Consider the following 20,126-nt stretch of genomic DNA (forward strand, 5'->3'; position numbering starts at 1 on the left):
ACACAATGTTGCAAGACGCGGCCGGGCCGGCCATCTAAAATCCCGTCATTTAGCTGCGCGAACACGCCGTCGGGGTACGAATCATGGTTGTGAATTTCAGCCACTCCGGGCATCTCGGAGACATCGTCTATGCGCTTCCGGCGATGCAGGCGCTGGCCGGCCGCGTCGGCGCGACGAAAATCGCGGTCTATGTCCCGAGCGACAACGTGACGGCGTATCCGCCGGAGATGAAGCACACCGGCGGCGCGCAAATGGTGAGCCGCGCCCTGTTCGATTTCCTCGCGCCGCTGCTTTGCATCCAGCCGTACATCGACGGGTGCCATTTCGTGCCATCGCACGAGATTCCCGCCGGAGCGATTGACTTCGATGGCGTGCGTTGCGGCGCCATCGATTTGGTCAAGGGCAATATCAAGGACAATTACTTCAAGGCCTTTGCGGTATTCGCCGAGTCGCCGCGCCGCTGGCTCGCGCCGAGCGATGCGTCGGCGTCAGTTCAATACGACATTCTGATCAGCCGATCCGAGCGTTACGTGAACGTCGCCATCGACTATGGCGTGCTTGCGCAACTGGGCTTGCGCATCGGTTTTGTCGGACTGGAGCGCGAATTTGCCGCGTTTCGCGCGCGCTTTCCAGACTTGGCCGTCGATTACGCGCCTGTCCGTCATGCGCTCGATGTCTGCGACCAGATCGCGAAGGCGTCGCTTTACATCGGCAATCAGTCGTTCTTTTTCGCGATTGCGGAAGCGTTGCAGGCGAATCGTCTGCTGGAAACGTTCGAGCCCATACCGAACGTGATTCCCAGCGGCGGACGTTGTGGGCAGTTTCTGAACACGTACGGGCTGGGCGTGCTAACGGCCACGCACTTTTCGCGCAGCATCACTTTTCCGGATCTCCAAGCCTGCCTGCGAAGCGATTACCACATGTACGCGTGACGCCGAGCCATTTTGCCCAAATTGACATCGGTCAGCGTCTCGCGTAAATTCTGCCGCACGCGTCGGGAGAGCGCGTGGCCGTCGTCGTGCAAACGCACCGCGAGCGCCGCGCCGCCGAAGGGGCACACCCGCAAACTCTCAGGCAAAAGGACCGGCCGCGTCGGAGGATCGAATCCTCCGTACTCTGGAGAGCGGCAACGGCTTCGTCGAACGAAAAGCCAGTTGCCCACCGAAGGGGCGCGCGAGGGACCATCGGCACACGCCGAAGTCCGCGCAATCTCTCAGGTACCGAGGACAGAGGGGTCACGCATCGCAACTGCATCGTGGTTGCGCTTCGTATGCCGCATCGGGCGGCGAGCGAAGCCGCATTCCACAGGCAAACCGCGCTGCGTGGCCTTTCTTGTTTCGCGAACCGAGGCCCCGATGACTGCACTCCAACACACGCCCCTGCATGCCGCTCACCTCGCGCTCAACGCGCGCATGGTTGATTTCGGCGGCTGGGACATGCCCGTCAACTACGGTTCGCAGATCGACGAACACCGCGCCGTGCGCACCGACGCCGGCATGTTCGACGTCTCTCACATGCGCGTCGTCGATTTCCAGGGCGACGCCGTCCGCGATTTCTTCCGCTACGCGATCGCCAATAACGTCGACAAGCTGACGACGCCCGGCCGTGCACTCTACTCGTGCCTGCTCAAGAGCGACGGCGGCGTGATCGACGATCTCATCGTCTACTACTTCTCCGAAACGAACTTCCGCGTGGTCGTCAACGCGAGCACGGCGGACAAGGACATCGCGTGGTTCGGTCAGCTGAACGCCGAAGGCGGCTTCAACCTGTCGATCACGCCGCGCGGCGATCTCGGCATCATCGCCGTGCAAGGGCCGAACGCGCGCGAGAAGGTCTGGCAAATGCTGCCGGACACGCGCGCCGCGACCCAGGACATCAAGCCGTTCAACGCAGTCACGTTTCCATCCACCGAATACGGCGAACTGATGCTTGCGCGCACCGGCTATACCGGTGAGGACGGCTTCGAAATCGTCGTTCCCGCGACGCACGTCGAGGCGCTCTGGAACGCGCTGGTCGCAGCAGGCGTGAAGCCGGCCGGACTTGGCGCGCGCGACACGCTGCGGCTCGAAGCCGGCATGAACCTCTACGGTCAGGACATGGACGAAACCGTGTCGCCGCTCGACGCGGGCCTCGCCTGGACCGTCGATCTGAAAACGCCGCGTGACTTCGTCGGCCGCGCGGCGCTCGAGGCGAACGGCGCGAAGGCGAGTTTCATCGGGCTCGTGCTCATCAAAGAAAACGGCCGTGCGGGCGGCGTGCTGCGCGCACATCAAAAAGTCGTGACGCCGCACGGCGACGGAGAAATCACGAGCGGCACGTTCTCGCCGTCGATGCAGGAGTCGATTGCGTTCGCTCGCGTGCCGACGGCTGTCGCGCCCGGCGATACGGTGCAGGTTGTCATCCGCGACAAGCAAGTCCCCGCGCGCGTGGTAAAACTTCCGTTCGTGCGCAGCGGCAAGGTTCTCGTCGAACCCCAGTAAGCCGGACGCGCGCGTTTCTCCAGTCAAAACTTCACGAACGAACGAACCACGCAAGGAGCATCCAATGAGCATCCCGGCCGATCTGAAATACACCGAATCGCACGAATGGGTCCGCACGGAATCCGACGGCACGCTGACCGTCGGCATTACCGATCACGCGCAGGAAGCGCTCGGCGACATCGTGTTCGTCGAACTGCCGGCGGCGGGCAAGTCGGTGGCGGCGGGCGACGCCATCGCGGTCATCGAATCGGTGAAAGCGGCCTCCGATATCTACGCGCCGGTCTCGGGCGAAGTGGTCGCGGCCAACGACGCGCTGACGGCATCGCCCGATCAGGTGAACGGCGCGCCGTACGAAAGCTGGCTGTTCAAGATCAAGCCCGCGAGCGACGCGGGTCTCGACAAGCTGCTCGACGCCGAAGGCTACGGCAAGTCGATCGGCGAATAACCCTCTATCAGACGAGAGCGGTTTCACGAAAGAGGCCGCTTTCGCAGGAATTCACATGAAGCTCGAACACCCGGATCGCCTGATGAACCGCACCTCTTTGTCACTCGCCGCGCTCGAATGCCACGATGCATTCGCTAGCCGGCACATCGGCCCCGACGACGCCGACCAGCGCGCGATGCTCGACGCGCTCGGCTTCGCGTCGCGCGCGGCCTTCATCGACGCGGTGATTCCCGAAACGATCCGCCGCAAGGAGACGTTGCCGCTCGGCGCGTTCACGCAGCCGAAGAGCGAAGCGGAAGCGCTCGCGTCGCTGCGCAAACTCGCGGACGAGAATCTGGTGTTTCGAACCTTCATTGGCCAGGGTTACTACGGCACGCACACGCCGGCCGTGATCCTGCGCAACGTCCTCGAAAATCCGGCGTGGTACACCGCGTACACGCCGTATCAGCCCGAGATTTCGCAAGGCCGTCTCGAGGCGCTGCTCAATTTCCAGCAGATGGTGATGGACCTGACGGGCCTCGCGATGGCGAACGCATCGCTGCTGGATGAAGCCACCGCCGCCGCCGAAGCGATGACGCTGCTGCAACGCATCGGCAAGCCGAAGTCGAACGTGTTCTATGTCGCCGACGACGTGCTGCCGCAGACCATCGAAGTGGTGAAGACGCGCGCGAAGCCGGCGGGCATCGACGTTCTGGTCGGCCCTGCGGCCGACGCCGCGAGCGCCAACGCATTCGGCGTGCTGCTGCAGTATCCCGGCTCGAACGGCGACGTGCGCGACTACCGCGCGCTGGCCGAAGCGATTCACGCGGCGGGCGGGCATGTCGTCGCGTCGGCGGACCTGCTTGCGCTGACGCTCATCACGCCGCCGGGCGAGTGGGGCGCGGACGTGGCGATCGGCAATACGCAGCGTTTCGGCGTGCCGGTCGGCTTCGGCGGTCCGCACGCGGCGTACATGGCCGTGCGCGACGAGTTCAAGCGCCAGATGCCGGGGCGTCTCGTCGGCGTGACCGTCGACGCGCAAGGCAATTCCGCGCTGCGTCTCGCGCTGCAAACGCGCGAACAGCACATTCGCCGTGAGAAGGCGACGTCGAACGTCTGCACGGCGCAGGCGCTGCTCGCGATCATGGCGAGCATGTACGCGGTCTATCACGGCCCGCAAGGACTCAAGGCGATCGCGCTGCGCGTGAACCGCGTCGCGTCGATATTCGCGGCGGGCGTCGCGAAGCTCGGCTATGCGATCGCCAACGAGACGTTCTTCGATACGGTCACCATCGACAGCGGCGCGAACACCATCGCGCTGCATCAGGCCGCGCACGCCGCGCATATCAATCTGCGCCAAGTGAGCGCCACGCAAGTAGGCGTATCGCTCGATGAAACCACCACGCGCGACGACCTGCTGAAGCTCTTCGCCTTGTTCGCGGAAGTCGCGGGCAAGACCGAAACGTTCGACATCGACGCGCTCGACGCGGCGCTGAAGGACTCGCTCCCCGCCGAACTGAAGCGCACGAGCGATTACCTCACGCATCCGGTCTTCAACCGCCACCACTCCGAACACGAAATGCTGCGCTATTTGCGCAGCCTTGCCGACAAGGACCTCGCGCTCGACCGCACGATGATTCCGCTCGGCTCTTGCACGATGAAGCTCAACGCGACGTCCGAGATGCTGCCGGTGACGTGGCCCGAGTTCGCGCAGATTCATCCGTTCGCGCCCGCCGAACAGACGCTCGGTTATCGCACGATGATCGATCAGCTCGAACAGATGCTCGTCGCGTGTACGGGTTACGCGGCGGTGTCGCTGCAACCGAACGCGGGATCGCAGGGCGAGTACGCGGGCCTGCTCATCATTCATGCGTATCACGAGTCGCGCGGCGAAGGGCATCGCAATGTGTGCCTGATCCCGGCGTCCGCGCACGGCACGAATCCGGCGTCGGCGCAGATGGCGGGCATGCAGGTCGTCGTCGTCGCGTGCGATGCTAACGGCAACGTCGACATCGAAGACCTCAAGGCGAAGGCCGAGAAGCATTCGGCGAACCTCGCGGCGATCATGATCACGTATCCGTCGACGCACGGCGTGTTCGAGCGCAACGTGCGCGAAATCTGCGACATCGTGCATCAGCACGGCGGTCAGGTTTATGTCGACGGCGCGAACATGAACGCGATGGTTGGCCTCTGCGCGCCGGGCCAATTTGGCGGCGATGTTTCGCATCTGAACTTGCACAAGACGTTCTGCATTCCGCACGGCGGCGGCGGACCGGGCGTCGGTCCGGTCGCGGTCGGCGCGCATCTCGCGAAGTTCCTGCCGAATCAGACCTCCACGGGTTACAAGCGCGACGAAGCGGGCATCGGCGCGGTATCGTCGGCGCCGTATGGCTCGGCCGCCATTCTGCCGATCTCGTGGATGTACATCGCGATGATGGGCGCAACGGGCCTCACCGCCGCCACCGAGAGCGCGATCCTCGCGGCGAACTATGTCGCGAAGCGCCTCGCGCCGCATTATCCGGTGCTGTATAGCGGCCCCGGCGGGCTGGTCGCGCACGAGTGCATTCTCGATGTGCGGCCGATCAAGGAAGTGAGCGGCATCTCCGTGGAAGACGTGGCGAAGCGCCTGATCGACTATGGCTTCCACGCGCCGACGATGAGCTTCCCCGTCCCCGGCACCCTGATGGTCGAGCCGACGGAATCGGAGTCGAAGGAAGAGCTGGACCGCTTCATCGACGCGATGATCGCCATTCGCGAAGAGATCCGCGCGGTCGAGGAAGGCCGCGCCGATCGCGAAGACAACGTGCTGAAGAACGCGCCGCACACGGCCGCGGTCGTCACCGCCGACGAGTGGAATCATGCGTACACGCGTGAACAGGCTGCGTATCCGGTGAAGTCGCTCGTGACGCGCAAGTACTGGTCGCCGGTCGGCCGCGCGGACAACGCGTATGGCGATCGCAACCTGATGTGCTCGTGCGTGCCGATTTCGGAGTACGCGGACGCGTGAGCATGAAAGCCGCAAGTCGCCCGCAAGCGTAAAGCATTGTCGGGTGAACTTGCGGCGCGTTCGGGAACGGCTAACATCTCACCCCTGACCAAAGCAATCAGGGAGTGCATATGGCGCTGAAGGTGCGAAGGGTGAACGAGGCAAGCCGTTTCCGGACGACGCACGCAACGCTGGCGACGCTGGGCGTGCTCGCTGCGCTGATGATCGCGCCAGGCGCATACGCGGCGATGAACTTCTGCGCCGCGCCCGCCATGCAGACGAGCGAGCGCACGCACGCCGATCCGGGCGTGAAGGCGCTCGTGAAAGCGGTGCAATCCCACGTCGACGATCAGCCGAAGCCGCGCGCCACCCTGCACACCGAAGGCACGCTGCCGCACGAGGGCATTCACGATGAAAGCGTCGAGGCTGCCGGCGATCTCGGCCTCATGCGCGATGCGGCGCTCGCGTGGCGGGCCACGGGCAACGAACGGTATCTGCGTCTGGTCGATCGCTTCCTCTTCGCGTGGACGACGACTTACCAGCCGAGCTTCAATCCGATCGACGAGACCAACTTCGAATCGCTGATTCTCGCGTACGACCTGACGGCGAGCGCGCTGCCGGTCAAGACGCGCAACGCGGCGAACGCGTTCATCGCGAAGATGGTGACGGGCTATATCACCGATATCGACAAGCAGCCGCGTCCGCTCACCGGGACGTATCGGAACAACTGGCAGAGTCATCGCGTGAAGCTGGTGGCGATGGGTGCGTTCACCATCGACGATCGCAAGATGATCAACGAAGCGCAGCGGCTTTTTGTCGAGCATATCGGCGACAACATCGCGCCGGATGGATCGACGGTCGATTTCTCCGAACGCGATGCGCTGCACTACGTCACCTACGATTTACAGCCGCTCGTGACGGCGGCGCTTGCGGCGCGGCGTCACAACCGCAACTGGCTGCCGGAACGCGCGGCGACCGGCGCGACGCTCGCCGATGCGCTCAACTGGCTCACGCCGTACGCGATCGGCACTCGAACGCACGAGGAATTCGTGCGCTCCACCGTACCTTTCGATGCGAAGCGTCGCGAGGCCGGCCTGCCGGGTTCATCGGGCCAGTGGGACCCGAAGAACGCGGCGGAACTCTTTCATCTGGCGGCGCGTCTCGACGGCCGCTATGCGCCGGTGGCATTGCGGCTCGCGCCCACGCCTCCCGCGTGGCTCGCGGTCTGTTTGCCGCTGCCGGCGCGCTAATTTCTTTCGCAGGGGCAGTCATGGCAGTCAGCGTTTTCGATCTCTTCAAAATCGGCATCGGACCTTCGAGCTCACACACCGTCGGGCCGATGCGCGCCGCGCTGATGTTCGCGCAAGGGCTGGAACGCGACGGGCTGCTCGGCGCGGTGGCATCGGTGAAGTGCGAGTTGTACGGATCGCTCGGCGCGACGGGCAAGGGCCACGGCACGGATCGCGGCGTGATGCTCGGCCTGATGGGCGACGCCCCCGATACCGTCGATGCCAGCACCATCGTGCCGCGTCTCGAAGCGGTCCGCGCGTCGAAGACGCTCGCCTTGCTCGGCACGCACGACATTCCGTTCTCGTTGAAGGAGAACATCGCGTTCTATCGGCAGGCGTTGCCCGAGCATCCGAACGGCATGAAGCTGCATGCATTCGATGCAAACGGCCAGCCCTTGCGCGATGCGACGTATCTGTCGGTGGGCGGCGGCTTCGTGGTGACGGCGGGCGCGGCGAACACGGCGGTGCTGACGGCGCACGAGCAGTTGCCGTATCCGTTCCATACCGGCGACGAGCTCATGAAGATGTGCGCGGAATCCGGCAAGTCGATTGCGCAGCTGATGTGGGAGAACGAGCGCATCTGGCGCAGCGAGGACGAGATTCGCGCGGGCCTGCTGCGCATCTGGGACGTGATGCAGGATTGCGTCGCGCGTGGGTGCGGTATCGGCAATCCGGAAGCGGATGGCAACTTGCCGGGACCGTTCCAGGTGAAGCGCCGCGCGCCGCAGTTGTATCGCGCGCTGGCGGGCAAGCCGGAGCAGGCGTTGCGCGATCCGCTGTCGATGATCGACTGGATCAACCTCTACGCGATCGCCGTGAATGAGGAGAACGCGGTGGGCGGACGTGTCGTCACCGCGCCGACGAACGGTGCGGCGGGCATCATTCCGGCGGTGCTGCATTACTACGATCGCTTCGTGCCGGGCTCGAACGAGCAGGGCGTGATCGACTTCTTGCTGACGGCGGCGGCTATCGGCATTCTGTACAAGATGAACGCGTCGATCTCCGGCGCGGAAGTGGGATGCCAGGGCGAAGTGGGCGTCGCATGCTCGATGGCGGCGGGCGCGCTTGCGGCGGTGCTCGGCGGCACCCCGGCGCAAGTGGAGAACGCGGCGGAAATCGGCATGGAGCACAACCTCGGGCTGACTTGCGATCCGGTTGGCGGCATGGTGCAGATTCCGTGCATCGAACGCAACGCGATGGGGTCGGTGAAGGCCGTGAACGCGGCGCGCATGGCGATGCGCGGGGATGGGTCCCACTATGTTTCGCTCGATTCGGTGATCAAGACGATGCGTGAAACCGGCGCGGACATGAAGACGAAGTATAAGGAGACGTCGCGGGGTGGGTTGGCGGTGAATATCGTGGAGTGTTGAGGGGAACATGGGGTTTGATATCCCGTGTTCCACCGCCTGCTGACGCTCGAACAGGTTGGGCCGGGCGCTTCAAGCGCCCCTTCGGCGGTCCCGATACTGCCGAGAGACGAGCGCCGATATATCCGTCACCCCCCAATCAAATTAACCACCTTCACATTCCGCGTATCCGGCACTTCCGCATAAGAAATCACCTTCAACTGCGGCAGACTCCGGCGCAGGAAGCGCGCAAGCATCGCCCGCAACGAATGCTGCACCAGCAGCACCGGCGGCAGTCCCAAATTCTGCTGGCGCATCATCGCGTTCTGCGTCGATGTCATCAGCGTTTGCGCAAGCCCCGGCTCCAGGCCCGGATTCGGCCCCGTCGATAGCGCCTGCGACAACACCCGTTCCAGCGTCGGATCGAGGCCCATCACCTGCAAATCGTTGCTGCCCGGATACCACTGCTGCGTGATCGCACGGCCCAGCGCGAGACGCACCGCCGCCGTCAGTTCGTACGGGTCCGAAATGCGCGGCGCATGCTCCTGCAGCGCATCCAGAATCGTGCGCATGTCGCGTATCGGCACGCTCTCGTCGAGCAGGTTCTGCAACACCTTCTGCAGCGTCGTGAGCGACAGCGTCTTCGGCACGAGGTCGTCGGTGAGCGAAGGCGTGTCCTTGCCGATGCGTTCCAGCAGCGCCTGCACTTCCTGTCGCCCGAGCAGTTCCGCCGAATGCGTTACGACAAGGTGATTCAGATGCGTCGCGACCACCGTGCTCGCATCGACGACCGTATAGCCGAACACCTGCGCCTGCTCCCGCATCGCCGTGTCGATCCATACCGCCGGCAGGCCGAACGCCGGATCGGTGGTTTGCGTGCCCGGCAGCGTCGCCGATACCTGGCCCGGATTGATCGCGAGCCATTGACCCGGAAACGCCTCGCCGACGCCCACTTCCACGCCCTTCAACGCAATGCGATACCCATTCGGACGCAACTCGAGGTTGTCGCGAATATGAATGACGGGTGGCAGAAAGCCGATTTCCTGCGCAAACTTCTTGCGGATGCCCTTGATGCGCTTGAGCAGTTCGCCATCCGCGTTGCGATCGACGAGCGGAATCAGCCGATAGCCCACTTCCAGCCCCAGCGGATCGATGAGCGCGACATCCTCCCAGCTCGCCTCCGCGCCTTCGGCGGACGCGGCTGCGGCGGCGGCGATCGGCGTGACATCGGTGATGACGCCGGATTTCTTCTTCGCTTCCGCGCGCTTGTTCATCGAACGGGCGGCATAGACGAGGCCGCCGCCGAGCAGCAGAAACGCGAAGTGCGGCATGCCCGGAATCAGGCCCATGATGCCGATGATCACGCCGGTGATCATCAGCACGCGCGGGTTCTGGAACAACTGTCCGGTCAGCTGCGTGCCGATGTCCTCTTCCGTCGCGACGCGCGACACGATCACGCCGGCCGCCGTCGAGATGATGAGCGACGGAATCTGCGCGACGAGGCCGTCGCCGATGGTCAGCAGCGTGTAGTTCGTCGCCGCGTGCGCGAAGTCCATGTCGTGCTGAAGCATGCCGACGATCAGCCCGCCGACGATGTTGATCACCATGATCAGCAAGCCCGCGATCGCGTCGCCGCGCACGAACTTCGACGCACCGTCCATCGAACCGTAGAACTCGGACTCCTGCGCCACCGCCGTGCGGCGCTTCTTCGCGACTTCCTCGTTGATGAGGCCGGCGTTCAGGTCGGCGTCGATGGCCATCTGCTTGCCGGGCATCGCGTCCAGCGCAAAGCGCGCGCCGACTTCCGCGATACGTCCGGCGCCCTTCGTGATGACCATGAAGTTGATGATCATCAGGATCACGAACACGACGATACCGACCGCGAAGTTCCCGCCGACGAGGAAGTGCCCGAACGATTCGATCACCTGGCCCGCCGCGTCCGGGCCGGTGTGACCCTCCAGCAGCACGATGCGCGTCGACGCGACGTTGAGCGAAAGGCGCAGCAGCGTCGAGAACAGCAGCACGCTCGGGAACGCCGCGAAATCGAGCGGCTTCTGCGTGTACATGCTGACGAGCAGCACCATCACCGACAGCGCGATGTTGAAGGTGAACAGCAGATCCAACAGAAACGCCGGCAACGGCAGAATCATCATGCCGAGGATCATGCAGATCAGGATCGGGCCGGCCAGCGCCCGAAGGTTCTGCGTGCCGAGCGCGTCGGGGCGTTTCGCGAAAAATCCAGCGCGCGCGTTCATGCTGCGGCTCCTTGTGATGAGTTGTCGCCGGAAAGCGCTTCAGCGGCTTCCTGATCGGCGTCGGCGTCGGATACGCCGCCTTTGTCCAGTTCCTTCGGCACGTCGAGATCGGTGGGACGGTCCGGCTTCGTGCCGCCGTCTTCCTTGTAGCGCTTGAGCTGATACACCCACGCCAGCACTTGCGCGACCGCGCCGTACAGCGCGCCCGGAATCTCGCGGTTGATCTCGACGTTGTGATACAGCGCCCGCGCAAGCGGCGGCGCTTCGAGCAGCGGCACGTTATGCTCGCGGCCCAGTTCGCGGATGCGCGCCGCGACGAGATTCACGCCCTTCGCGACCACCTTCGGCGCGCGCATCTCGCCGTCGGCATACTTGAGCGCGACCGCGAAGTGCGTCGGGTTCGTGACGATGACATCGGCGGTCGGGATCGCCTGCATCATCCGGCGACGCGCAGCCGCACGCTGCTGCTGGCGAATCTTGCCCTTGATGTGCGGATCGCCTTCGTTTTCCTTGTGCTCGCGCTTCACTTCTTCCTTGCTCATGCGCAGCTTCTTCGCATGCGACCACATCTGATACGGCACGTCGACGACCGCGACGAGAAATAGCCCGCCGATCGCCATGCCGCAGCACACGAGGATCAGATGCATCACATCGGCGAGCGCGAGGCCGAGCGGCTTCGTGAGAAGGCCGAGCACTTCGGCCTTGCGGGTCCACATCGCCGAACCCGCCATGCCGCCGACGACGAGCGTCTTCAGAATCGACATGCCGAGCTGAATCGGACCCTGCGACGAGAACATCTTGCCGAGCCCGCTGATCGGGTTGAGGCGTCCGAAGTTCGGCGCGAGCGGCTTTGTCGTGATGAGCCAGCCGCCGAGGGCCATCGGCGCGGCGAGCGCGGCGACGGCCGTCAGCGCGAGCACCGGCAGCACGGCGAGCATGCCTTCCTTGCTGGCGTTGGCCGCGCCGATCATCATCTGGCGCGTGTCGAGCACGGTCTCGTGATTGAACGTGAACGCGCCGCGCAGAATCGACTGCAAGTGTCCGCTGATCGGGCCCGACAGGCCCCATACGCCGAAAAAGCCCGCCGCGAGCAACGCAAACGATGCGAGTTCCCGCGAGCGCGCAACCTGGCCTTCCTCCCGCGCCTTTTCCAGGCGCTTGGGAGTGGCTGATTCGGTTTTTTCGAGATCGCTTTCTTCCGCCACCGCTTGCTCCGCTTCGTGCTCGCTTTCTGTGATGGAAGCGATTATTGCGGAAGGCGTCGAGCGGCCATCGGCGGATTAGGCCGCGGAAAACCGGGTTAATCGATGGATAAGAGGCGGGGCAAGAAACGGCGCATGACCGGTGAAGTCATGCGCCGCGAAGAAAAGACAGAACGGCGGATTACGCGCCAGGCACGCGCCCGTCCGGACCATAGAACCCGCTTCTCGACGGTGCGACCTGCAACGCCGCGAGCGCCTTGCGGTTGTATTCCATGCGGGTGCGGATCAGCACGCCGTTGTTGTTGTTGCCCTGCTTCGCACGGCGGGCGGCGGCGCACAGCAGCGCCCATTGTTCGGCGAGCGGCGCATCGCCCTCGGCGGCGGCTTCCATGCCGATGAACCCGCCCGGCAGGCCGAGCGCGCCGAGCTGCGTGTCCCGCTGCTTCTCGAGTACGCCGATGCGTTCCGTGAGCGCGGTCTTTTGCTCGATGATCTCCGGCAGCGCGCCGAGCGGCTGCGCGGCGATCAGCGCTTTTTCCTCGTGGGCGAGGAGGGATTCAAACGCCTGAACGGCGGCGACTTCTTCGATGACAGTGGCAAGCAGGGCGTCTCTCATTGCAGCTCGCTAAAACGCGGGTTCGTCAAAGCCGCCCGGCGCCGTCCACGTCGTGCTCCGGGCGAGCCCGGGCCGTTGCGCTTCAGCCGCCGGTCGGCGGGGTTCTCGTTTGCAGCAGGTCGCGGGCGGTGCTCAAAATGCCGTCGGCGATCTTGCTGGTGTCGATCTTCAGGCTGCCGTCGCGGATCGCGGCCTTGATCGATTCGACTTTCGCCGTATCGATGTCCGAGCCGTTCGACGCGCGCAAATCCGACGACAGCGTCGACAGACTCACCGGCGATGCCGTGTCCGCCTTCACGCCGTTCGCCGGCGCGGTGACTGCGGCAGTCTTCGCATCGCTCTGCGATGCACGTTGTGAGCCTTCTTGCAGGCTCGCCAGAGTGGTGTTGCTTTTCGATTCGATTTTCACGATGTCCATTCCCGAACGTGTTGAGTCCTTTATCGGCGGTGGGTCTCGGAAACTTTACCCTGCCTCTGTGGCGCAGCACACGTTCGGCGGCATCATCGCCCGGAAAGCCTTATGGGGCGGGGCTCCTGCCTAAATGCAACAAAATGAAACATTCGGTAATCAATTCTTCAGGCGGTGATGGCCGGGTCGGGAATGGTCGGCCGCCGCCTGTCACATGCGGATCTCCACCGTCTGGGCATCCTTGACGACGCCGGTCACGACCTGGCCGCCGGCGGTTTTAACGCGAACCTGCTGGCCGGGGGCGGCGTTGCTCATGGCGCTGCCTTCGGCGGAAATCGAGAAGCCGGAGCCGGCGGTGACGACGCGAACCGTCTGCCCGATCGCGACCGCGCTTGCGGCGCGCAGCATGTCGGTGCGCAGCGGCAGTCCCGCCGGTACGCGCGACAGCGTCACCGCGCCGACCGCCTGCGACGGATCGGTGACGACGGCTTGCGGCATCGCGGTCAGATCGCCGTCGCGGGCGACGAGGTCGGCGTTGCCGAGCACTTCTCCCGGCGCAACGGCGCGGGCGGCGACGTAATACGTCGCATTGATCGACACCCGCGCCTGAACATATAGCGTCCACGGCCGCTCGCCGACGCAGCGCACGCCGACCGTCACGCGGCCCCAGAGGCGCGCGCCCGTCGGCATGAACGGATCGAGCGCCGTGCAGGCGGCGAGGCCGCGCGGAAAGACGGGCGTCACCGTGATGTCGATTTTGCCGGGCAAGCCAGCGGCTTGCTGCTGAAGGAACGCGAGCGCCGCGGCGCGGATGGATTCGCCGTCCTGCATCGTCGCGGGAGCGGTGGAGGCTGAGGAGGCGGCGGGCGACGGCGTGAAGCTCGCCCGCTTGAGGGCAGGAGCATCGGTGACGGACGGCGTGTAGTTCGCGCGCTTGACCGGCGATGCCACGCCCGCCGCGATCGGCCGTGCGCCGGCCGCGGGCGACGCGGCGGCGTCATCGCGCGTGACGACGACCGGAACGACATCGCGCGGCGCCGATGCAGACGCGGCAGCCGGCTTGACCGCAGCGGCAGCAGGCGCCGGCTTCGCAAGGCCCGCGCCGGGAATGACGATCAGTCCGCTGGCATCGTCCATTGCGTCGTCGGCAGCGTCGGCGCGGGCGTCGAGCGCGAGCGCGGCGTGACGCATGGCGGCATCGGCGGCTTTGGCTGCGGCGCGGTAGCCGGGCGCAGGCGCGAGATAAGGCGTGGGCGCAGCCGTGGAAACATTGGAAACAGCGGGAGCGCTGGAGACAGGGGAGACAGGGGAGACAGTGGAAACAGCGGCAGGCTTTGCGGCGGGAAGGCTCTTCGCCATCTCCGCGACCGCCGACGGATTCGTCTCCGCGTTGCCGGGAATCGCGATGAAGCCGTCGCTCTGCTGCGCAACCGCGCCCGCGACGACGCCCACGAGCAGCGACGCGCCGGTCACGCATCGCAACGCGCGGCGCGCAAAAGACGCGGCGCGCGGTGCGGCTGCTTTCGACGGATGCCCGGCGGACCTGCTCATCACTCTCTCCCTTGCTCGCCGCGCCAGGCGCAGACACGTTGTTCGGCTGGATTCGTGAGCGCGAAATTCATCCGCCTCTCACCACGACCCAGATTCTAGATAGCCCGCGTCACGCTCAAGCCTCGAATAGAGGCCGCGTTTCCCGGTTATTCATCGGATCAGTCATTGCGCGCCGCTCCTAAGATGCGTGTCATGCAAAAAGGCCCGCGCGGTGCGGCGGGCGTGTGCGACACCACGAACTTGGGGAACCCGGGGAATGCTAGACAAGCTCGATAAGGAATTCGCGTTCGGCCGCGAAGCGCTCGATGTGCGCGCGTACCGGCAGGAACTGCTGTCGTCGAATATCGCGAACGCCGACACGCCCGGCTACAAGTCGCGCGACGTGGACTTCTCGACCGCGCTCGCCGGCGCGCTCAAGCAAGGCCGCGGCGCAGCAGGAGCGTCGAACGCATCGACGCTGAAGATGGCGCAGCCGGTATCCGTCAGCAGCGGCGCGTCGATGGCGGTGACCGCGAAGGGACACCTGTCCGGCACATCGACGCTCACCGCATCGGGCGGTCCGAGCGACGACTATGGCCGCCTCGCGTATCGCGTGCCGAGCCAGCCATCGCTCGACGGCAACACCGTCGATCTCGACGCCGAGCGCGTGCAGTTCGCGGACAACGCGCTGCACTTCGAAGCCGGCATGACGGTGCTCAGCTCGCAGATCAAGTCGATGCTGTCCGCGATCACGTCCAACAGTTAAGCGCAGGTAAGAAAGGTCAAGGAATCATGCCTTCATTGATGAACATATTCAGCGTCGCCGGTTCGGCGATGTCGGCTCAGGCGCAGCGCCTGAACGTCACCGCGTCGAATCTCGCGAACGCGGACAGCACGACCGGACCGGACGGCCAGCCGTACAAGGCGAAGCAGGTCGTGTTCGCCGTCGATCCGCTCGGCGGCGCAAAGAGCGGCTCCGGCCAGCAGGTCGGCGGCGTCCAGGTGACGGGCGTCATCGACGATCCGAGTCCCATGAAAACCAGCTACGACCCGAGCAATCCGGCGGCTAACGCGGACGGCTACGTGACGCTGCCGAACGTCGATCCCGTGCAGGAGATGGTCAACATGATTTCCGCGTCGCGTTCCTATCAGGCGAACGTCGAAACGCTGAACACCGCCAAGCAATTGATGCTCAAGACACTGACCATCGGAACCTGAACCGGAACCTGAGGAATAACCCGTGACGACCAACACCACGATCGGCAGCAACGGCACCCCCGTGTCGCAGACGCTGCTCGACACCATGAACGGCGCATCGAGCGCGTCCAGCTCGACGGCCAGCACGAGCGGCACGTCCGCCTCCGATCTGCAGAACACGTTTCTCACGCTGCTCGTGACGCAGTTGAAGAACCAGGACCCGACCAATCCCGCCGACAGCTCGCAGATGACTTCGCAGCTCGCGCAGATCAACACGGTGTCGGGCATCGGCCAGTTGAATACCTCGTTGAGTTCCCTCGCGACGCAGCTGTCCGCCGGCCAGTCGACGCAGGCGGCGTTGCTGATCGGCTCCAACGTGCTCGCGCCGGGCAATGCGCTGACGGTATCGAGCGGGGCGTCGTCGAGCTTCGGCGTGCAACTCGCGAAAGATGTCAGCGACCTGCAGATCGTCGTGAAGGACAAGTCGGGGAACATCGTCAACACGCTGGATCTCGGTGCGCAAGGCGCGGGCGTGGTTCCGGTGTCGGGCTGGACGCCGGTCGATTCGAAGGGCGCGAAGCTCGCCGACGGCAGCTACACGATCACCGCGCAAGGCACGATCAACGGCCAGCAGGCTACCGCGGCGACGCTCTCCGCTTCCCAAGTGCAGAGCGTCGTGCAGATGTCGGGCGGCGCGCCGGGCCTCAAGCTCGCGAACGGCTCGACGGTTGCGCTGACCAGCGTCGCTTCGATTCTTTGATTCCAACTTCCTTTGCTGCCGGGATGCGCCCGGCTGAGAGATAAAACATGAGCTACCAACAAGCACTGAGCGGTCTGGGCGCCGCCTCGAGCGATCTCGATGTGATCGGCAACAACATCGCGAACGCGAATACCGTCGGCTTCAAGCAGGGCTCCGCGCAGTTCGCCGACATGTACGCCAGTTCGATGGCCACGGCCGTGTCGAACCAGATCGGCATCGGCACGCGCCTCTCGGAAGTGCAGCAGCAGTTCTCGCAAGGCACGATCACGACGACCAACCAGGCGCTCGACGTCGCGATCAACGGCAACGGTTTCTATCAGCTGTCGAACAACGGCTCGGTCGTCTACTCGCGTAACGGCGTATTCCATCTGGACAACAGCGGCAACATCGTCAATTCGGCGGGCCTGCAACTGATGGGCTACGCGGCCGATTCGGGCGGCGTCGTCAACAGCGCGAGCACGGTGCCGCTGACCGTGCCGACCGCGAACATCGCGCCGACCGCGACCAAGACCATCACCGCTGCGTTCAACCTGAACTCGCAGGACGCCGTGAAGGCCGCCGCCGACTTCGATCCGGCCAACGGCAACACGTACAACGCATCGACTTCGGTGGATGCGTACGACTCGCTCGGCGGCACGCAGAAGGTCTCCGTCTACTTCACGAAGACCGGCACGAACACGTGGGAAGCGTTCGCGGGCTATGGCGATCCGGTCTCGCAGAAAACGGATCTCGGCGCAGTGAGCTTCGATGCGTCGGGCAACATGACCAGCGGCAAGAGCTTCACTTTCACGATTCCGAACGGCGCGGACCCGACGCCCGGCGCGACGCAATCGTTGACGCTCAGCCTCGCCGGCACCACGCAATACGGCGCGGAGAGCGGCCTCACGAATCTGCATCAGGACGGCAACAGCACCGGCGAACTGACGGGCTTCACGGTCGGCACCGACGGCATGCTGACGGGTAACTACTCGAACGGCGAAACGAAGGCGCTCGGCCAGATCGCGATTGCCAACTTCAACAACCAGAACGGCCTGCAGAACATGGGCGGCAACGTGTACGCGCAGACAGCGGCTTCGGGCGCGGCGCAAGTCTCGGTGCCGGGCTCGACGAACCACGGCACGCTGCAAGGCGGCGCAGTGGAAAACTCGAACGTCGATCTGACGAGCGAGCTGGTGAATCTGATCACCGCGCAGCGCAACTATCAGGCGAACGCGCAGACGATCAAGACGCAGCAGACCGTCGACCAGACGCTGATCAATCTGTAAGCACCGTCCGCACGCACAGGAAGAGAAGGAAGCGATTCATGGACCGTCTGATCTATACCGCGATGACCGGCGCAAGCCAGTCGCTCGAGCAGCAAGCCGTCGTGGCGAACAACCTCGCGAACGCATCGACCACGGGTTTCAAGGCGCAGCTTGCGGCCTTCCGTCAGGTGCCGATGTCGTTCGAGAACCAGTCCGCCGATGGCACGACGCGCACCTTCGTGCTGTCGTCGACGCCGACGGCGGATTACTCCGCCGGCCCGATCCAGCAGACCGGCAATCCGCTCGACGTCGCCGTGCAGGGGCCGGGCTGGCTGTCCGTGCAAACGGCGGACGGCGGCGAGGCGTACACGCGCGCCGGCAATCTGCACGTGGATCAGAACGGCCAGCTCGTGACGGCGAACAACCTGCCGGTGCTCGGCAACGGCGGTCCGCTGTCGGTGCCGCCGGGCGCTGAAATCACCATCGGCAAGGACGGCACCATTTCCGCGCTGATTCCGGGCGATCCGCCGACCGCGATCGCGACCGTCGATCAGCTGAAGCTCGTCAATCCCGATGCGGCGACGCTCACACGCGGCGACGACGGCCTCTATCGCACGGCAAGCGGCGACCCCGCCGAGGCGGACCCGAACGTCGTCGTGGTCGGCGGCGCGCTGGAAGGCAGCAACGTGAACCCGGTCTCCGCGATGGTCTCGATGATCACCAACGCGCGCCAGTTCCAGATGCAAACGAAGCTGATGGAATCGGCGGACCAGAACGAACAGTCGGCTAACAAGCTGCTCAACTTCTCCTAAGCGGCAAAGTAAATCCAGGAATCGAACATGAATCGCTCTCTCTATATCGCCGCGACCGGCATGAATGCGCAACAAGCGCAAATGGATGTGATCTCGAACAACCTCGCGAACGTGGCCACCAACGGCTTCAAGGGTTCGCGCGCCGTGTTCGAAGACCTGCTGTATCAGACGACCCGCCAGCCGGGCGCGAATTCGACGCAGCAAACCGAACTCGCATCGGGCATTCAGCTCGGCACCGGCGTGCAGCAAGTCGCGACCGAGCGTCTTTATACGCAGGGCAATTTGCAGCAGACGGGCAACTCGAAGGACGTCGCCATCAACGGCCAGGGCTTCTTTCAGGTGACGATGCCCGACGGCACCACGTCCTACACGCGCGACGGCTCGTTCCAGACGAACGCGCAAGGCCAGCTCGTGACGTCGAGCGGCTATCAGTTGAACCCGGCGATCACGATTCCGCAGAACGCGACGTCGATCACCATCGGCTCGGACGGCACGGTGTCGATCACCCAGCCGGGCACGACCGCCGCGACGAACGTCGGCGCGATCCAGCTTGCCACGTTCATCAACCCGGCCGGTCTCGAAGCGCGCGGCGAAAACCTGTTCTCGGAAACGGGCAGCTCGGGCGCGCCGAACGTGTCGCAGCCGGGTTTGAACGGCGCGGGCTCGCTGCAGCAAGGGTATGTCGAAGCGTCGAACGTGAACGTCGTGCAGGAACTGGTCAACATGATCCAGACACAACGCGCGTACGAAATCAACAGCAAGGCCGTGACGACGTCCGACCAAATGCTGCAGACGCTCTCGCAAATGCAGGTTTAACCCTCTATTCGACGGATGGGATTTACGAAGATGGCGTCACACTGACACATCTTTCGCTTCAACCGAGTTATCAAGATGTCGCCTACTCCAATCCTCGCGCGTGCTTCGATCGCGGTGCTCACTGCGGCGCTTGCGTCGTGCGGCCTCGTGCCGAAAGAGCCGATCATCCAGCAACCGATGACCGCTCGTCCGCCGCAGCCTCCGGGCGGCACGCGCTCGCCCGGCGCGATCTACAACGCGGGCTACGCGGGCCGGCCGCTTTTCGAAGACCAGCGGCCGCGCAATGTCGGCGACATCCTGACGATCGTCATCTCGGAGAACGTGAACGCGACGAAGTCGTCGGCGGCGAACACCAACCGTGGCGGCTCCGGCTCCTTCGCGCTGCCGACGACGCCGGGCATCTTCGGCGGTCTCTTCAACAATACGACCTTGTCTGCCACCGGCGCGAACAAGTTCACCGCAGCGGGCGGCGCGAGTGCGGCCAACACGTTTAACGGCACGCTGACCGTCACCGTGACCGAAGTCCTGCCGAACGGCAACCTGATGGTCAGCGGCGAAAAGCAGATGCTCATCAATCAGGGCAACGAATTCGTGCGCTTCTCGGGCGTCGTCAATCCGACGACGATCTCGGGCAGCAACACCGTCTACTCCACGCAAATCGCCGACGCGAAAATCGAATATTCGGCGAAGGGCTATATCGACGAAGCGCAGAACATGAGCTGGCTGCAGCGCTTCTTCCTCAACGTCGCGCCGTTCTGAT

The 20,126-nt window shown here is 64.5% G+C and carries 18 protein-coding genes and 2 riboswitches; of the genes, 13 read left to right on the forward strand and 5 right to left on the reverse strand.

What is annotated here, in order from left to right; translation table 11 throughout:
- Positions 1-83 precede the first annotated feature (83 nt).
- From LDZ21_RS00525 to LDZ21_RS00550, 6 genes are all read left to right on the forward strand, one after another.
- Complete coding sequence (locus tag LDZ21_RS00525) at positions 84-932, forward strand: hypothetical protein (protein ID WP_244793803.1); 849 nt, start codon at positions 84-86, stop codon at positions 930-932.
- A gap of 61 nt (positions 933-993) precedes the next feature.
- A riboswitch (glycine riboswitch) is annotated at positions 994-1,088 on the forward strand.
- A gap of 18 nt (positions 1,089-1,106) precedes the next feature.
- Positions 1,107-1,240, forward strand: a riboswitch (glycine riboswitch).
- Positions 1,241-1,355: 115 nt separating this feature from the next.
- Positions 1,356-2,480, forward strand: coding sequence for a glycine cleavage system aminomethyltransferase GcvT (gene gcvT, locus LDZ21_RS00530; protein WP_244793804.1), 1,125 nt, complete (start codon positions 1,356-1,358; stop codon positions 2,478-2,480).
- A gap of 64 nt (positions 2,481-2,544) precedes the next feature.
- Positions 2,545-2,925, forward strand: a complete 381-nt coding sequence (gcvH, locus tag LDZ21_RS00535) for a glycine cleavage system protein GcvH (RefSeq protein ID WP_035962176.1) — start codon at positions 2,545-2,547, stop codon at positions 2,923-2,925.
- Positions 2,926-2,980: 55 nt separating this feature from the next.
- The gene (gcvP, locus tag LDZ21_RS00540) at positions 2,981-5,911 is read left to right on the forward strand and encodes an aminomethyl-transferring glycine dehydrogenase (protein WP_244793805.1); all 2,931 of its coding nucleotides are present in this window, start codon (positions 2,981-2,983) and stop codon (positions 5,909-5,911) included.
- A 110-nt stretch (positions 5,912-6,021) separates the two neighbouring features.
- On the forward strand, positions 6,022-7,140 hold the full coding sequence (locus LDZ21_RS00545) for an alginate lyase family protein (protein ID WP_404980551.1): 1,119 nt from the start codon (positions 6,022-6,024) through the stop codon (positions 7,138-7,140).
- A gap of 20 nt (positions 7,141-7,160) precedes the next feature.
- Entirely contained in the window at positions 7,161-8,549 is a 1,389-nt protein-coding gene (locus LDZ21_RS00550) for an L-serine ammonia-lyase (protein ID WP_244793806.1), read from the forward strand.
- A gap of 125 nt (positions 8,550-8,674) precedes the next feature.
- On the opposite strand, the gene flhA is transcribed toward LDZ21_RS00550, so the two are convergent.
- From flhA to flgA, 5 genes are all read right to left on the reverse strand, one after another.
- Positions 8,675-10,780 (reverse strand): flagellar biosynthesis protein FlhA, encoded by a 2,106-nt coding sequence (flhA, locus tag LDZ21_RS00555; protein WP_035962186.1) that lies wholly within the window; start codon positions 10,778-10,780, stop codon positions 8,675-8,677.
- A complete protein-coding gene (gene flhB / locus LDZ21_RS00560) occupies positions 10,777-11,985 on the reverse strand; it encodes a flagellar biosynthesis protein FlhB (RefSeq protein WP_035962188.1) in 1,209 nt (402 codons plus the stop codon). The genes flhA and flhB overlap by 4 nt, the downstream gene beginning before the upstream one ends.
- A 178-nt stretch (positions 11,986-12,163) precedes the next feature.
- The gene (locus LDZ21_RS00565) at positions 12,164-12,598 is read right to left on the reverse strand and encodes a flagellar protein FlgN (RefSeq protein WP_035962189.1); all 435 of its coding nucleotides are present in this window, start codon (positions 12,596-12,598) and stop codon (positions 12,164-12,166) included.
- A gap of 82 nt (positions 12,599-12,680) precedes the next feature.
- The gene (gene flgM / locus LDZ21_RS00570) at positions 12,681-13,007 is read right to left on the reverse strand and encodes a flagellar biosynthesis anti-sigma factor FlgM (protein WP_244794730.1); all 327 of its coding nucleotides are present in this window, start codon (positions 13,005-13,007) and stop codon (positions 12,681-12,683) included.
- Positions 13,008-13,217: 210 nt separating this feature from the next.
- Positions 13,218-14,558: a flagellar basal body P-ring formation chaperone FlgA gene (flgA, locus tag LDZ21_RS00575; RefSeq protein ID WP_244793807.1), complete on the reverse strand. Its 1,341-nt coding sequence runs from the start codon at positions 14,556-14,558 to the stop codon at positions 13,218-13,220.
- 256 nt (positions 14,559-14,814) lie between these two features.
- Here flgA and flgB point away from each other — a divergent pair, with 256 nt between their 5' ends.
- The 7 genes from flgB to LDZ21_RS00610 all read left to right on the forward strand — a co-directional run bounded on the left by flgB (position 14,815) and on the right by LDZ21_RS00610 (position 20,125).
- Positions 14,815-15,303 carry a flagellar basal body rod protein FlgB gene (gene flgB, locus LDZ21_RS00580; protein WP_035962194.1) on the forward strand — a complete coding sequence of 163 codons (489 nt, stop codon included), beginning with the start codon at positions 14,815-14,817 and terminating at the stop codon, positions 15,301-15,303.
- Positions 15,304-15,329: 26 nt separating this feature from the next.
- A complete protein-coding gene (flgC, locus tag LDZ21_RS00585; RefSeq protein WP_035962196.1) occupies positions 15,330-15,755 on the forward strand; it encodes a flagellar basal body rod protein FlgC in 426 nt (141 codons plus the stop codon).
- A gap of 22 nt (positions 15,756-15,777) precedes the next feature.
- Positions 15,778-16,494: a flagellar hook assembly protein FlgD gene (locus LDZ21_RS00590; RefSeq protein ID WP_244793808.1), complete on the forward strand. Its 717-nt coding sequence runs from the start codon at positions 15,778-15,780 to the stop codon at positions 16,492-16,494.
- A gap of 47 nt (positions 16,495-16,541) precedes the next feature.
- Entirely contained in the window at positions 16,542-17,759 is a 1,218-nt protein-coding gene (flgE, locus tag LDZ21_RS00595) for a flagellar hook protein FlgE (RefSeq protein ID WP_244793809.1), read from the forward strand.
- A 38-nt stretch (positions 17,760-17,797) separates the two neighbouring features.
- A complete protein-coding gene (gene flgF / locus LDZ21_RS00600; protein ID WP_244793810.1) occupies positions 17,798-18,550 on the forward strand; it encodes a flagellar basal-body rod protein FlgF in 753 nt (250 codons plus the stop codon).
- A 27-nt stretch (positions 18,551-18,577) separates the two neighbouring features.
- Positions 18,578-19,366 carry a flagellar basal-body rod protein FlgG gene (flgG, locus tag LDZ21_RS00605; RefSeq protein WP_035962205.1) on the forward strand — a complete coding sequence of 263 codons (789 nt, stop codon included), beginning with the start codon at positions 18,578-18,580 and terminating at the stop codon, positions 19,364-19,366.
- A gap of 75 nt (positions 19,367-19,441) precedes the next feature.
- Positions 19,442-20,125: a flagellar basal body L-ring protein FlgH gene (locus LDZ21_RS00610; protein ID WP_244793811.1), complete on the forward strand. Its 684-nt coding sequence runs from the start codon at positions 19,442-19,444 to the stop codon at positions 20,123-20,125.
- Position 20,126 lies beyond the last annotated feature (1 nt).

Origin of the sequence: Caballeronia grimmiae (assembly GCF_022879615.1) — a bacterium.
GTDB lineage: Bacteria > Pseudomonadota > Gammaproteobacteria > Burkholderiales > Burkholderiaceae > Caballeronia > Caballeronia grimmiae.

Excerpts from the sequence above, each read along its gene's own strand:
- LDZ21_RS00525 (WP_244793803.1), top strand. The coding sequence starts at position 84 with ATGGTTGTGAATTTCAGCCACTCCGGGCATCTCGGAGACATCGTCTAT.
- gcvT (WP_244793804.1), top strand. The coding sequence starts at position 1,356 with ATGACTGCACTCCAACACACGCCCCTGCATGCCGCTCACCTCGCGCTC.
- gcvH (WP_035962176.1), top strand. The coding sequence starts at position 2,545 with ATGAGCATCCCGGCCGATCTGAAATACACCGAATCGCACGAATGGGTC.
- gcvP (WP_244793805.1), top strand. The coding sequence starts at position 2,981 with ATGAAGCTCGAACACCCGGATCGCCTGATGAACCGCACCTCTTTGTCA.
- LDZ21_RS00545 (WP_404980551.1), top strand. The coding sequence starts at position 6,022 with ATGGCGCTGAAGGTGCGAAGGGTGAACGAGGCAAGCCGTTTCCGGACG.
- LDZ21_RS00550 (WP_244793806.1), top strand. The coding sequence starts at position 7,161 with ATGGCAGTCAGCGTTTTCGATCTCTTCAAAATCGGCATCGGACCTTCG.
- flhA (WP_035962186.1), bottom strand. The coding sequence starts at position 10,780 with ATGAACGCGCGCGCTGGATTTTTCGCGAAACGCCCCGACGCGCTCGGC.
- LDZ21_RS00565 (WP_035962189.1), bottom strand. The coding sequence starts at position 12,598 with ATGAGAGACGCCCTGCTTGCCACTGTCATCGAAGAAGTCGCCGCCGTT.
- flgA (WP_244793807.1), bottom strand. The coding sequence starts at position 14,558 with ATGAGCAGGTCCGCCGGGCATCCGTCGAAAGCAGCCGCACCGCGCGCC.
- flgB (WP_035962194.1), top strand. The coding sequence starts at position 14,815 with ATGCTAGACAAGCTCGATAAGGAATTCGCGTTCGGCCGCGAAGCGCTC.
- flgC (WP_035962196.1), top strand. The coding sequence starts at position 15,330 with ATGCCTTCATTGATGAACATATTCAGCGTCGCCGGTTCGGCGATGTCG.
- flgE (WP_244793809.1), top strand. The coding sequence starts at position 16,542 with ATGAGCTACCAACAAGCACTGAGCGGTCTGGGCGCCGCCTCGAGCGAT.
- flgF (WP_244793810.1), top strand. The coding sequence starts at position 17,798 with ATGGACCGTCTGATCTATACCGCGATGACCGGCGCAAGCCAGTCGCTC.
- flgG (WP_035962205.1), top strand. The coding sequence starts at position 18,578 with ATGAATCGCTCTCTCTATATCGCCGCGACCGGCATGAATGCGCAACAA.
- LDZ21_RS00610 (WP_244793811.1), top strand. The coding sequence starts at position 19,442 with ATGTCGCCTACTCCAATCCTCGCGCGTGCTTCGATCGCGGTGCTCACT.